Source organism: Agathobaculum sp. TL06 (assembly GCF_054658635.1).
On the sequence record NZ_BAAGGY010000030.1, the window covers coordinates 16,968 to 31,290 of the forward strand.

General features: G+C 56.5%; 7 protein-coding genes. 2 read left to right on the plus strand and 5 right to left on the minus strand.

Going from position 1 to position 14,323, the window contains the following annotated elements; genetic code table 11:
* Nucleotides 1-210 precede the first annotated feature (210 nt).
* The gene (locus ACYQ3S_RS14295; RefSeq protein WP_459689981.1) at nt 211-456 is read left to right on the plus strand and encodes a heavy-metal-associated domain-containing protein; all 246 of its coding nucleotides are present in this window, start codon (nt 211-213) and stop codon (nt 454-456) included.
* A 91-nt stretch (nt 457-547) separates the two neighbouring features.
* Here the strand turns inward: ACYQ3S_RS14295 and ACYQ3S_RS14300 are convergent, their stop codons facing one another.
* Genes ACYQ3S_RS14300 through azlC form a run of 3 tightly spaced genes read right to left on the minus strand, consistent with a single transcriptional unit; the run spans nt 548 to nt 2,218 of the window.
* Entirely contained in the window at nt 548-1,141 is a 594-nt protein-coding gene (locus ACYQ3S_RS14300) for a flavodoxin family protein (protein WP_459689982.1), read from the minus strand.
* A 31-nt stretch (nt 1,142-1,172) separates the two neighbouring features.
* Nucleotides 1,173-1,511, minus strand: coding sequence for a branched-chain amino acid transporter permease (locus ACYQ3S_RS14305; protein ID WP_459689983.1), 339 nt, complete (start codon nt 1,509-1,511; stop codon nt 1,173-1,175).
* On the minus strand, nt 1,508-2,218 hold the full coding sequence (gene azlC, locus ACYQ3S_RS14310; protein ID WP_459689985.1) for an azaleucine resistance protein AzlC: 711 nt from the start codon (nt 2,216-2,218) through the stop codon (nt 1,508-1,510). Before azlC ends, ACYQ3S_RS14305 begins: the two co-directional genes overlap by 4 nt.
* A 116-nt stretch (nt 2,219-2,334) precedes the next feature.
* Between azlC and ACYQ3S_RS14315 the strand changes: the two genes are divergently transcribed.
* Entirely contained in the window at nt 2,335-2,877 is a 543-nt protein-coding gene (locus tag ACYQ3S_RS14315; RefSeq protein WP_459689987.1) for a helix-turn-helix domain-containing protein, read from the plus strand.
* 144 nt (nt 2,878-3,021) lie between these two features.
* On the opposite strand, the gene ACYQ3S_RS14320 is transcribed toward ACYQ3S_RS14315, so the two are convergent.
* Both ACYQ3S_RS14320 and ACYQ3S_RS14325 read right to left on the minus strand, forming a co-directional pair.
* Nucleotides 3,022-3,675 carry a recombinase family protein gene (locus tag ACYQ3S_RS14320; protein WP_459689989.1) on the minus strand — a complete coding sequence of 218 codons (654 nt, stop codon included), beginning with the start codon at nt 3,673-3,675 and terminating at the stop codon, nt 3,022-3,024.
* 307 nt (nt 3,676-3,982) lie between these two features.
* Nucleotides 3,983-14,122, minus strand: a complete 10,140-nt coding sequence (locus tag ACYQ3S_RS14325; RefSeq protein ID WP_459689990.1) for an S-layer homology domain-containing protein — start codon at nt 14,120-14,122, stop codon at nt 3,983-3,985.
* Nucleotides 14,123-14,323: the final 201 nt, after the last annotated feature.

Consider the following 14,323-nt stretch of genomic DNA (forward strand, 5'->3'; position numbering starts at 1 on the left):
TACGTTTCCATGCCCCGCCTTATCCCATCCGGACAGGCGTATGGCATAACAATAATACTGATGCGGCATTATTATACACCCGCTGGCTGCGCTCTGCAAGCCCGCTGCCGGAAAAAGCCGGCCGGCTCAACTGGTGCTTGCATTCCAAACAAATTTATAGTATCCTTTAGTTAGTTAACGCTAACCAATTGCAAAGAGGAGGACATCCATATGTGGAAATACACCGTACAGGTCAGTGGGATGATGTGCGGGATGTGCGAGGCCCATGTCAACGATGCGGTCCGCAAGGCCTGCCCCGTGAAAAAAGTGCGTTCCTCTCACAGCAAAGGAGAAACGGAAATCGTCGCTCCGGAAGAACTGGACGAGCAGGTCCTGCGGGACGCTATCTGCGCTACCGGCTATGAGGCGGGCGAGATCCGCAAAGAGCCCTACAAAAAGCGGGGCCTGTTTGGATGAACGCAGTATAGGAGGATTGCGCCAGACGGAAGGATATCCCCTATATCAACCTCTACATTTGGCAAAACGCTCGCCCATACCGGTTAACTTTTCACAGCGCGGGCAAGCTGCGATGCAGGCTTTGTGCAAAGCTGACCGCGCGGCGCTTCTTTTCATCATCCATAAAGGTCGTTTGATACCCCTTGTGATGCTCGGCCAGCATACCCATATAATGCAATTTCGAATGGCGGCAATACCGCCGCACGCCTTCCGCCCACAGGTCCGCTCCTTTTTCTGGCGGATACCCGCAAGTGGTAATGAGCGCCACGGATTTCCCTGCCCACAGGGCGGGGCCTTTTTCTTGCCCGTAATACTTGTTCATGCCATAAACGAGCCGGTCCAATACTGCCTTCATCGGAGGCGTACAGTACCAGGAATAGATCGGCGTGGCAAGCACCAGCAAGCCGCACTCGCATACGGCATCGAAAACCTCCTGCATATCGTCCTCTATGGGGCATCCAAAAGCCGTCCAGTCCTGTTGGCAAGCACGGCAGGCCTGACAGGGCTGCAGCACTTTATCGCAAAGCCAGATCAGTTTGCAGTGCAAGCCCCTGCGCTCCATCTCCTCGGCAAATGGAGCCACAAGTGAAGCTGTGTTCCCCGCCTTCCGCGGGCTTCCCATTAAAATGCATACGTTCTTTTCCACTGTGTCTCACCCTTTTTTGATCAGGTCCCCTTCAAACGCCTTGCTCAAAAACCATCTGCACAAGCAGCATATAGCAGACAGTCCCGCCCGCGATGGAGAGCAGCATCTGCTTTTTCCAAAGGTGTAATCCCACAACCACAGCCGCCGCAATCAGCTCCGGCAAACCGTGGTTCCCACCAAAGACAGTGACATCTCGAAGGCAGTAAACCACCAGCAGGCCGAATACGGCGGCGGGGAGCACCGTTCCGAGGTATTGTATGTATTTCGGCGTAGGTTTTCCTGCGGGGAAGGCTAAAAACGGCAGGAATCTGGTCAATGCCGTTCCAAGGATCACCATGCCGATCGTGATAACCTGCTGTGCGAGCGTCATGTCCGTTCCTCCTTTGTTTGCAGCGACTTTCTGCATGCGGTCAGTACTGCGACAATCGCAGCCATCGCCGGAATGATAAAGTTCTCCGCGCCAAACGCAAGCACGCAAAGCAGCGACAGCCCGATTCCCAGCAAGGCGCTGGTGTGTTTCTTGTCTTTCATCCATTGTTCCATAAAAATAACAATAAACATGGCGGTCATCACAAAATCCAGTCCCTCCGTGTTAAAGTGGATCAGGGAGCCAAATATGCCGCCGAGCGTTGCGCCGGTAAACCAGTACATATGGTTGAGAAAGGTGACGAAAAACATAAACCAGCCCTTGTCCACCCCTTCTGGAATCTCAGCGGTGTAGTTGATGGAAAAACTTTCGTCACACATGCCAAAAATCAGGTAAAACTTTTTCCAGCCGGTTCTCTTATACCGGTCCAGCATGGAGATCCCATAAAAAAGGTGCCGTGCGTTGATCATGACCGTCATCACCAGCGCTTGCAGGGGATCAAACGCGCCGAGGAGCATATTGACCGCCACAAACTCTACCGATCCGGCAAAAATCAGCAGGCTCATGGCCATCGGGTATACAAAGCTGAACCCCGAAACGTTCATGTAGATGCCGTAGGTCAATCCCAAAAACCAAAATCCCGCGAAAATCGGGATGGTATATGGAAATGCACATTTTAGTGCGCTTAAAACGATATTGCGTTCCCTCATGACAGCCCTCTTGAAATTATAATAAACATAGTGTAAAATTTATTATATAAATCATAACATATTTCTTTATATTTTACAATATGTTAAATATAATTTATTTTAAGTGAGGGAAAACATTGGAGATTGGAGAAATCATTGCCTGCAACCTGAAGCGGCTGCGGGAGGAACGGAATTTGAGCCTGGGCCAACTGGCAGAGCTGGCAGGGGTCAGCAAGGTAATGCTGTCCCAGTTGGAAAAGGGCGCTTCCAACCCTACCATCAATACGGTCTGGAAAATCACCGGAGCCTTGCACGAGCCATACACCAGCCTTTTGGAGTTGCCGCAGGATCACGCCATCCACATCCGCAAGCAGGACATTCATCCATTGGTCGAGGGCAAGTATCACATTTTCAATTACTACCCCAAGGATGCGGACAGGGATTTTGAGTTATATCAAATCGAACTGGAGCCCGGCGGCGTCCACAAATCCATTGGCCATCCGGTTGACAGCAGCGAATACATTATGATGATAGAGGGCCGTATGGAATTAGAGGTGCGGGAGAAGGTTTACCTGCTCTCCCCCGACGACGGCTTCTGCTTCAACGCCTCTGTTCCCCATGTATACCGGAACAGGGAAAATCAGAACGCCAAAGCGGTTCTGATGATCTGCTATACCTGACACAGCAAGGCGCGGCCCCCATTATCCAAAGCGTCCGCGTAAAACGGCTGTGTATGCATTGCGCCGCCTGCACCGCAGTATAATGGGCTGTACCGATACGCGGACACCGGAACGCAGCCGCGCAGGTCCAGCCATTCCCATATGCTACCCCCGCTCTCTATCTCGTTTTCCGTTCCAGCGGCACAGTTGTTCTGCCGACGCTGTTTTTTCAACTTTCACGGCCTTGGCGTAAAACGTGCCGGGCGGCATGTCACAGGCCCGCGCCGCCTGCCGGAGTGTGAGCCGTTTATCCCGCCATGCGCGGTGTACGGCGTCAAAATTATCCGGAAGCGGCCGAGACGGCCGGCCGAATTTGACCCCGCGCGCTTTCGCCGCCGCGATACCCTCGGCCTGCCGTCTGCGGATGTTCGTGCGCTCGCTCTCCGCCACAAAGGACAATATCTGCAAGACCAGGTCGGCAATAAACGTCCCCATCAGATCCTTGCCCTGTCGGGTATCCAGCAGCGGCATGTCCAGCACACAGATATCCACGCCCTTTTCCTTGGTCAAAATGCGCCATTGTTCCTGTATCTCCCTGTAATTGCGTCCCAGCCGGTCGATGCTCATGATGTAGAGCAGGTCGCCCGGCTTTAATTTTTTCACCAGCCGCTTGTACTGCGGACGTTCAAAATCCTTGCCGGACTGCTTATCCATATAAATACGCCGGTCCGGCACGCTCCGACCGTGCAGCGCAATCAACTGCCGGTCCTCGTTTTGGTCGGCGCCGGATACCCTGATATAGCCGTAGTCAAGTCCCAAATGCGTTCCCTCCATTTCATCCTATGGGTAATTATCCTGCATTTATTGTACCGAAAAGGTCAAACCCATTTGGGCAAAACATCTCCCCGCGGCCTGTGACTGGCGGTAAGGGATGAAGAGGCTCATACCGCTCGCTTTCCGGTAAAATCTCCGCTTTCGGTCATATGATGGCAAGATGGAGCGCAAAAAATGTATCGCTGTCGGGATATCCATGTTTATTGAAAAAAAAATACGGCCGCCTGGGAAATCGATTCTCCCAGGCGGCCGTGTTCTTCACTTATGGCCGTATCAAGGCCCGTTCAATAAATTACTTGAGACTGGTCCAATTCTCCGCACCGTTTTCCTTGTTATAGTCGTGGGCATTGGCGGCCTCCATAATCTGATAGTAGGCCCAGTGGGTCCTGCTCACGTCTGGGAATTGGCGCAGCGCGTCAGTGTGACGGTCTACATAGTCCTCATCCGCCGCGCGTCCCAGCATCCGGTTGACGATGGCAGTCACCTCGGCGCGGGTGATGGTGTTGTTGGGGCGGAACGTCCCGTCCTCGTAACCATTGATCCAGCCGTACCGGATGGAGCCGATGACCTGCGCGTAGAACCAATCGTCCGCATTTACGTCGGAAAAGATGTTCTCGCCGCCGGTATCCAGATCAGCAAAGCGCATGGCGATGACCGTGAACTCCGCGCGGGTGATGGCACGGTCTGGGGCAAACTGATGCTTGCCCACGCCCTGCAGAATGCCCATGCTGGCCAGCGTATTCACCGCCTCGGCGCACCATGCGTCCGCAGGCACGTCGGTGAAGCTGATGACTGGCACATCCTTGTGCAGCAGCAGGTTATAAAACATCTGTGCCGTTTCTGCGCGGGTCATATTTTGGTTCGGGCCGAATGTCCCGTCCTCATAGCCGTTCAGGAACGCCAGGTGGTCGGTGGTATTCAGCCAGCCGGATACGCCGGTGTCGTCCGGATCGGCAATCGGACTGCCCTTTGCAAAAACCGCCTCAATGGTGTGGTTCTTGCGGACATTCTCAAAGGTGTACTTGCTCACAGCGCCTACGCTCCCGCCGTCCACCAGCACGTCGGAAATAATATAGCCATCCTCGGCTGTGATGGTGAAGGTCTTGTCGCTGCCGCTGGTGACGCGCACGTTTCCGCTGGGGCTGACAGCGCCGCCGTCCCCTGCCTCGGCCTTGATGGTGTAACCGGTGGCCCCACCGCCTCCACCTCCACCGCCGCCGGTGCTCTGGAAACTCACGCTGATCGTGTGGTTTGCGGTAACATGGTCAAAGGTGTAGGTACTGACCGCGCCCACGCTGGCGCCGTCCACCAGCACATCCGAGATACGGTATCCGCTGTTCGGGGAGATGGTGAAAGTCTGGCTGTCGCCGTGCAGCACGGTAACGCTGCCGCTGGGGGTGATGGCGCCGCCGCTGCCCGCCGCCGCCTTGATGGTGTAGGGGATTCTGGTCTGCCACACCAGAGCGAAAGGAGAGAAACCAGCGGAGCCGATATCAAAGGTCACATAGCCGTCCTGTACGCTGCGGGAGACCGTTTCCACCTCGCACTTGTCGATCTCGTCCTCGATCTCGCCGGTGGCCATATCCCGATGCAGGCCCTTGAAGTGCAGGACCTTCAGAGAAGTTTCGTCCGCGCCTGCAGGGATGGGCCAGTAAACCGTCACATCCTTGCTGGCCTTGACCCAGGCGTTGCCGTTGTTGACATCCACCAGGTCGAGATATTGGAAAGAGTAGGCGTACTGGCAGCCCTCGGCGGGTGGCTGCGGCGCGTCCGGATCGTTGAAATAGGCTTCCGCCCGCGCCTCCAACTGTTCGGTGCGGTCGTTGCCGCTGCTGTTGATGATCCCGTCGAACAGGAGGGATACGCCGGTGTCATCCGTCACCTGCACATCGCCGCCGTTGATGGTGTAGGTGGTGCCGGCCGGCGCGGTGACAGCAGCCTTGCCCGCCTCCAGTGTCAGGTTCTCCTCGGTTGTCACGGTGGGGAGCTGGGGCGCGCTGGTGGTGCCGCGGACGGTGAGCTTACTTTCGCCGGTGCGGACCGGATAGAGGACATTGTTATAAATCACCACGATGTCGCCCACCTGCCCGCGGTAGATGGACATGGTCAGCTCCTGGTTCACGTTCTCGCCCACGGTGAAGTGGTCCTCGCGGACCGTCTGGCCCTCTGCATTCGTGAACTGCACGCGCACCGGATCCTGACCTGCCTCCTTCGGCACCAGCCGGTAGAGGTTTTGGGCGCTTTCGTTGTACTTCTCTACGGTCCACTGCTTGTCTCCGCCGCGCTCCTGGAAAATGAGGTCGGCAGCAGTCTTACCGTCTGCCTCCAGAGCCTCCGTCAGCGCGTCAGGCAGGGTGAACAGGAAGCCGGGGACAGGCAGGGATTTGCTGGCTTGAATTGCGCCGGTGTCTTCGTCCACGACCACCTGGTCAAAGCCCTCTTGCCCGCCCATGTAGATGGTGATGGGCGCAGGAGCGACGGTGATGGTGAACGCTTGCAGGGAAACGATCTGGAAGGTCACCTCTTTGGTGCCGGTGTAGTTGCCGGTGCCAGTGAGGATGATCTTGCCGGTGCCGATCTTGTCGTTGTCCGTGTACTCCACGGTGTAATCCACGTTCTGCACCAGGTTTTGCTTGGGAATGTTGGCGCCGTTGTCGGTGACGGTGAAGGAGGGAGTGACAGGCAGACCCTCATAGGGCTGGTCCGCGATCTTGGAGACCGTCACGTCCTCGCTGCCGATGGGCTTGGGGGCCACGGTCAGGGTGTAGCTGGCGGAGGCCCCGTTGTAGTTGCCCGTGGCCGCGGCGGTGGCGGTGATGGTTGCCGTGCCAGTCCCCACGATAGTCACCTTGCCGGTGGTGCTGTCCACTGTGGCAACCGTGGCGTCGCTGGTGGTGTAGGCGACCGTTCCGGTCTGCTGGCCGGAAACGTCGGGGCTCAGTTTGACGCTGGCGGTTTCATCGAATGCGGGGTCGCCGTAGGTCTTGGTGACGGCGTTGCCGGTCACACCCGCAAAGGAAACGATCTGCTCCGCCTTGCCGATGGTGAAGTATGCCGTTGCCGCTTGCCAGTTCTCATAAGCACTATCGCTTTTGCCGGTGACGGTGACGCTGGCCGTACCCGCATTGGTGTTGCCGGCATAGGTCAGGGTGTAGTCGGTACCCTCGGTGAGCTGGCGCTTGGTCTTGCCCCCATCAGACACGGCCCAGACGGTGACATCGGGTTCCCTTTTGTTTCCGTCATAGGTCAGGGTCTTATTGTCCACGACGACCTCAAAGGTGCCGCTGTTGGTGATGTTGAAGTTCCTGGTCACGGTACCCTTATAGTTGCCCTTGCCCGTAATGGTCACGGTGCCGGCGTTGGCCCCCACGCTATTGTTGTCGCCATAGGTCACGGTGTAGTCCCTGCCAGCCACCAGCTCGGTGGTGCCATCCATCACGATGACGGCGGGCTTGATCTGCTGGCCGGTATAGGGCTGATCCGAGACGGGGGAAACCATGCCCTCGGTCAGCGTCTTGGGGCTGATAGAGTACGGGATATCCAGCGTGCCAGTGAAGTTGCTGTCAGGCTTGGCAGTGATGGTCACGGTCGCGGTGTCCGTCCCCGCGTTGATGTTGTTCCGGCAGGTCACAGTGTAATCATTCGCCGTGACCTCCAAAGCGCCAGCCTTGACTCCGCTGACCGTGGCGTTGACGGCGCTTCCCGTGTATTCCCCGCCGGTAACGGTGGCCTCTGTGAGCATGGCCTTGCTGATGACGATCTTGGCCGAGCCGGTGACGGTGTCATAACCATTGGCCTCGATCTTGTAGTACACCGGGTACTCGCCTGCGTCGGTCCTGGTGATGGGGTTGCTGGAATAGTTCTGGCCATCCGTGCTGTATGTCACTGTATAGTTGCTGTTGGGTTCAGTGACATTTACGGTGATCTTGTGGTCCTGTCCGTCATAGGCGCCGTACCAGCTCTCGGCGGTGTAGACGATGGCATCGTTGGAAACGGTCAGGGTGTAGGTGGCCGTGGCGCCGTTATACTGGTCGTTGCCCGCAAAGGTGGCGGTGATGATGGCTTTTCCCTCGCCGCCTTTCAGAGTGACCTCGCCAGTGTTGGCATCCACTTCAGCAATGCTGGTATTGCTGCTGGTGTAGGTGACGGTCAGGTCCTTCGGAACGGTGGTCAGGTTGTTCTCCACCTTGCCGGTGGTCTTGACACTCACCGCGGCGTTGTCGAACCGCAGGGTGGGATTGGCCTTATTGATAGTCAACTCGTACTCGGCCTTGTCCTCCTTGACGTTGTCCGTTGCCGCGGCTGTGGCCGTGATGATGACGGTTCCGGCTTTCAGGATGGTAACTTCGCCGGTGGCTGCATCCACGGCGGCTACAGATGTGTCGCCGCTGGAATAGGTGATGGTTGCGGCAGCGCTGTCCAGTTTGGCGGTGGCAGGGTTGGCAAAACTCTCGCCGTAGGTGGCTGTCTGGTTTTCTGTCCCCTTGACAAAGGTCACGGTCTGGTCGGCCTTGTTAATGGTAAAGGCGGCGGAACCGGTCAGGCCCAGGTAATCGCCTCGACCGTACACAGTGACTTTGGCGGTATCTGTACCCGCATCGATATTGTTGCTGTAAACCGCTACATACTGGTCTGTGTTCAGAGCAGTTGTGCCGCTCGTGACCGTCAGCGCTGGGGTTTGGGCGGTGCCGTCATAGGTCGGGGTTTCCTGCACGGTGACAGCCAGTTTCTCGGAAGTCCACTGGGCGTACCAGACTGTACTGGTTGCAGGAAGGCTGTCTGTGTCGGTGATCCTGTTCCCGCCCACAGGAGCGTCATACCAGCCCGCAAAGGTCCAGCCGGTGCGGGCAGGCGTGGGGATGCTGATGGGAGTTCCGGCGGCGCCGGTGAAAGTGGTCTGTGCGTCCTGCGCAAACGTGCCGTTGTTGGCAATCAGGTGCAGTGTCACGTTTCCTTCAAAGGCGGCCACGAACTGCATATTGCCGGCGACCACAGTTCCGGCCCAGACTTGCGCGCTCTTAGTCTCGCCGCCGTAGAACCAGCCCTTGAAAACTGCACTGGCGTTCTTCACCTCTGGGAAGTCGCCGGCGGAAAGGGTATCCTTGCCATCCTTTTGCAGAGTCAGGCTTGTATTGCCGGTATCGCCCAGCGTACCATCCGTGGTGATAAAGGTGATGGTGTAGCTGTCCTCACCGAACACGGCCTGGAACGTCATGTTCTCCGAGATTTTCAGCGCGGCAAGTTCCTGGTCGGAATACTCCGTCTTAGTCGCAGCCGGATCGCTGGTCAGCAGCCAGTGCAGGAACACCTTTCCCTCCGGCGTCTGCGGGTCGGGCGGGAATACACCGTTGCCCGAGGTGACGGAGATCGTGGATGTACTGTCAGCGTTGCCGCCGAGGTTCCCGAATACTACCTGATAGCTCGGCAGGTTCCAGTTCGCGGAGTAGACCACATTCCCCTTGACCTCGCGCGCTTTGATTTCGTCGCTGGAGTATGTCTGGCCTGTCGCCACATCCGTCCAGTTCTGGAGATTGGCGTCTCCGTAGGTGGGGGTAGGTACATCGGTCACCTTTCCCAGATATTCAACGGACACTTCCTTGTAGCTGTTGCCGTCCAATGTGCCGCCGTTAAACCGGAAGGTCACCGTGTAGGTTTCGATCTCCCACTGTGCGTAGTAGGTCTTTTCCGTATTCGCGGTCTGGGGGAACACAAAGGCTGTGACCGCGGTGCCGCCGGAGGCTTCCTCGAACCAGCCCAGGAAACGGTATCCCTCGCGGATCGGGTCTACCGGCTCGCCATGCTCTAAGGTACTGCCCGTGTTGCCGTAGTAGACCTTGACCTGTCCGTTATTGGGGAATTTAGCGTTTTTCCCTGCATCAAAGCGCAGTTTGGACTGGCCCTGCGCCCACTGCGCGATGTACTTCTGCCCCTCTTCGATAAGGATACTGCCTGTGTTGGCCGCGGGGGTGACGATACCTGTTGCCTCGTTCTTCCAGCCGGTCAGGGACCAGCCGGTCCGAGTGACATTTAAGAGATTTTCCGCTTCGTCGTTGCCCACGGCAGTACCATGCGCGCCGCTGACCGTGACTGTCTGCGGGGTAATCCCGCTTCCGTCGCCGTAGTCAAAGGTGATGCTCTCCTGTTTGGGCTCCCACTTGGCGATCAGGGTGGTGGCCGTGGCGGGGAACTTGTAGTCATCGTTCAGGAGCGTCTGCTCCGCGTCCCCCTGGACGTACCAGCCCTTAAACTCATAGCCCTCGCGGGTGATATCCGTATCGGTGGGCAGGGTGACTTTCTTGCCTACGGTGCCGTCGATATAGCCGTTTTTATAGGCATCCGCGGTCCATGTGCCGCCGTTTTCCATCAGGGTCAGGCGGACGGTGCCGGGCTTCCACACGGCGTAGTAGGTGGTGTCCTCCGTCGGACAGGTCAGGGACATGCTGCCTGTAGCGGCTCCCCGCTCCGCAGACCAGCCCTGGAAGGTGTAGCCCTCGCGGGTGGGAGGCGTGTATTCGATGGTAGCGCCGTAAGTCTGGTTTTCCAGCACTGTTGCCTCCGCCGCACCCTCATAGTTGAGGTCAAGCGTCACCTTGATGTCGGACTTTTCGGTGTAGACCGCAACATAGACCGTCATGCCGGTGACTCTCTTGTTCAGGATTTCGCTCTGGCCCGTGAGGTCATTGTTGATGAACTCCAAGCCCACCCCGCCAACATTCCAGGCGGTCAGGGTATGGCCGGGTTTCTGATGGTTGGTCAAACTCGGGAATGTGCCGATTTTATCGGCCAGTGTCTTGTTGTACTCCACCTCATAGGACAGCGGAACCATTTTCTCTGCATCTTTGTCCCACACCATGAAGTACACGGCGTTGACCTCACTCTCAATGACGGGAGCAAACGTGGTATCGCCGGTGATCTCGGTAGCCAGCAGGGCGCTGTCCTCCACCGTTTTGGCCTCGGCACCGCCGACGCTCATATACCACTGGTCTTGGAAGCTCTCGCCGGCGCCGGTGCTGACCGACACTTTCTGGTTGTGCTCGCCCACGGTTTCACCGGGGAACCGGTAAATGACGGACGGGTTGACGGTGGTGTTGCCCGTGCCGTTGAACGTGACCTCGTAGGGCTTGATGAGACCCGCGGACACGACAGCGGAGGTGGTGTTCGCGGCATAGGTATAGGCGGCGCTGCTGGGCGTACCCTCCACCACGGTCACAACGGAATAGGCCGAGCCGTCGCTCGGAGGATTCTCGACCGGCTTGGAATACTGCCGGGCCTCCGCGCCAAAGGTGGAGCTGAAGGTGTGCGTCGTGTCTCGGATGGTGACGGTCACAGGCCCGTCCGTGCGCACGCCGGTGACCTTATAGGTGCCATCCGCTCCGGTGGTGGCGAACTTGGAGGGGGCGTTTTCCGGCTTCACCTCTACGCTGATGCCGGCAAGCCCGCCCTCGCCCGCGTCCTGCACGCCGTCCCGATCCGCGTCGTCAAAGACGGTGCCGCTGACCTCGCCGTTCCAGCACTGGATGGCGATGGGGGCCTGAGCGCCCCGCTGGGTGACGCTGCCGTAGGTGCAGTCCACCACGGGATAGAACACGCTGATCTTTCCGCTGTCGTCCGCACTGTCACTGGTTTTGACATAGAAAGTCAGGGTGCTTTCGCTGCCGGGCTGGATGCCGTCCTTATACTCCACACGGATCATGTTGCAGTCGTCGGAATAGCCCGCGCCCCAACCCGTGTTGGCAAGCGGCAGGCCGCTTTCGTCGTCATAGCCTGTCACCTTGGCGTAGCTGACGGACGGCGCGGTCCCCGTGCTGGCAAAATATTCTCCGTCCTGCATCGTCAGGTACAGGTTCAGGGTGCCGGCGTCCCCGCCGCCGAAAAGCGCGGAGTAGCCGGCGCCGGACTTCGGCAGGGGGATATAGAACACAGCATCGGTTGCCGCTGTGGAGCCGTTGTTGACCACGTTGAGCTGGATGCTTCCGGTCTGGCCGGCGGCAAAGGAGGCGATGGTGCTGGTATCGTTCTCCACATAGTTGAAGTAGCTGTCGTCCAGATCGGTCTTGATGGCGCTGCCCATGCTGATCTGGTCGCTGCCTTTTAATGTGCAGATCTGAGGCGACAGGCCGCACAGTTGCGTACTGGTGCCTTTTCCGGTTACGTTATAGATATCGGGGGCATGTACGGCCTCACTGAAAGTTGATTTAACGCCACTTTGATCCGTCAGGAAGATCATGCTGGCTCTGTCAATGGACGCGCTGGCCGCGTTGGGAAGAACGGTGAGATCATATTGAATCCGCAGACTGTGATAGGACATGTTTTCATCGTAATAGCCTAAAATATAATCTTCCGGCAGGACGATCTGCCAGATCCTGCTGCCATCGTTCACATCGCAGTTGCTGGTGACGTCGGTGATGGATACAGGGTTAATCTGTGTTTCTGTGCTGCTGCTTCCGTTCACACGGTCATAGAGCCGCAGACTGGTCCGGCTGAACGTCATGCCCTTAGGCTGACGGAGGTAAAGCACGGGCTGGACCAGCGGCGCGGAATTATACGCGCCACTACTATGCTGACCAAACGTTACGTTCATACCAAGGGTATCACCGTTTTGCAAAGTACTTGGGAAAGATTGATGCATTGTGTATGAGGTAGAAAATTGAACCTCGGATTCGTTCGCCGCATTGATGATGCAGTCGGCAGTTTTGGTATTGGAGCCATCTTCATTTTTTTCGTACCCAATGGTCCAGATGGTATAAGTTGTTTTGGTGGATGTTGTTTCCGCATCGGCAAAACGTCCGTAAGAAGAAAAATACGATGCAGAACGTAATACCGAGTTGTTTACTGACCATGCAAATGTAGAAATTGGTGTTGACGACGCAGCAAATCGACCAACCTGTGCGGTTAATGACTGGATGCTGACCGCGCCTGTTTCCCCGAATTCCGCAAGGGTGATTCGGGTCGGGTCCGTAAAGTCATCCCTGCTTTTAGAAACAGCTTTTAGGGAGCCGTCTGCCATTCGCAAAGTTGCTGCTACTGTATTGTCGGTGATTCCGCTATTATTGAGCAACATTACGACATTAATTACCGCATCGTCATCAAACTGGATCTCCACGTTTTTGGGCAGGGTGGTATTCACACCAATGTTTTCCCAAACCAGACCGCTCATGGACATATTGATACCGGCCTGGTTGGTGTTGGCGCGCTGAGTGGTGATATCCTGAACTTTGAAATTGTCATCACTGCCGCCATCCACCTTGTCCTGAACGGTAAAAGTTACTGTTCTGCTTTTATCACCAGCAAATGTTACAATTTTATCTGATTCCAATGTAACTGCAGCGGAGGTAACCTTGTAGGTATATTGTCCTGGGGCTATATTATCATCTACACCTACCTGATATCGAAAATCCAAAGCATATGTAACAAATCTCTCTCCAACAGTAAGGGCTGTACTGCCAATCTGCAGGTCAGACGAGGAAAAAACAACGGTCTTTTTCCCGTCTGAACCTGTAGTTTCCTTCATTGTGACCGGTTTTGTCCCATTTGTCGCTGAAATAGTCGGATTTGAAAATATCAGTTCCTCGTCCGCTTCAATAGTATAAGTAATGCTTTTAATCAACTGTCCGTTCAGAGCATTTTGAGTAGACCACAGGCACAGACGATTTTCTGCGTTTCCTCCCTGCGCAAGCACATATGAGTAGGCACCGCCATATGTCTGTACAACGTATGGCGTCAAGCCACCCCACAATTCCACATCAAAGGATTTGGTTTCGGAGACATTCTTGCTTTCATCCCCATAGTCTGCCGTGTAGGTGACTTGCAGGGCGTCCTCGATCTCCATGCCGGTCTCGCTCTCGTCAAAAAACGCGCGGGTGGGCTGGATGATGATATTGTCCAGCCTAAAGCCGTTGACATCCGCTCTGTCGGACAACGCATAAACCAATTTGCCGTACACAGAGGAATAGCCATATTGATTTTTGATGGTTTCATCTTCGGCGGGTTCCTCTGTTAAGGTCACGCCCGCAGGCAAAGTGTCGCCCTTGGGGTAGGACACAAACTCCAGCCCCTTTTTCAGTTCAATGGTCAGGGTGCGGTCAGCGCCGTCTTGCACTTCGCCCGAGCCTGCGTTGAGGCTCATGGTGGCCGGATAACGGGTGCCGGTGCTTCCCAAATGCCATTTCAAAGGCGTATCCGCTTCCAATTTAAGCAGGTCTTTGGTCACGGATGAATAGGCCGCATTGCTGACGGCCTCGTTGAAGCCGGTGAGGGTCAGTGTGCCGAAATAGGGTTCCTCTCCGGTCAGCAGACTGGCGCCGAAGGACGGGTCGCCGCTGTCGGCGGGCGGCTGGTCCTCGCCGCCTGCGGCAAAGGCAGCGGGGAGCATCCCCAGCAGCATTGCAACGGTCAGCAAAAGCGCCAACGGCCGCTTGAATCGTTGTTTCATCTTCTCGATCTCCTTATCTGATTATCGTTATTCCCTTGCAGGGCTTGGGCCGCTCAGGGAGGGCGTTTGTCGATTTCACCGGCCGTTCACCTCCCCCCAGCCGATGGCAAGCTGCTCCTGTTCCAGCAGCCGTTCGTAGTTCTGCTCCGCCAGCAGGGCGATGCTTGCCCGAATCCCCGCCTGCGTGGCCTGATATAATTT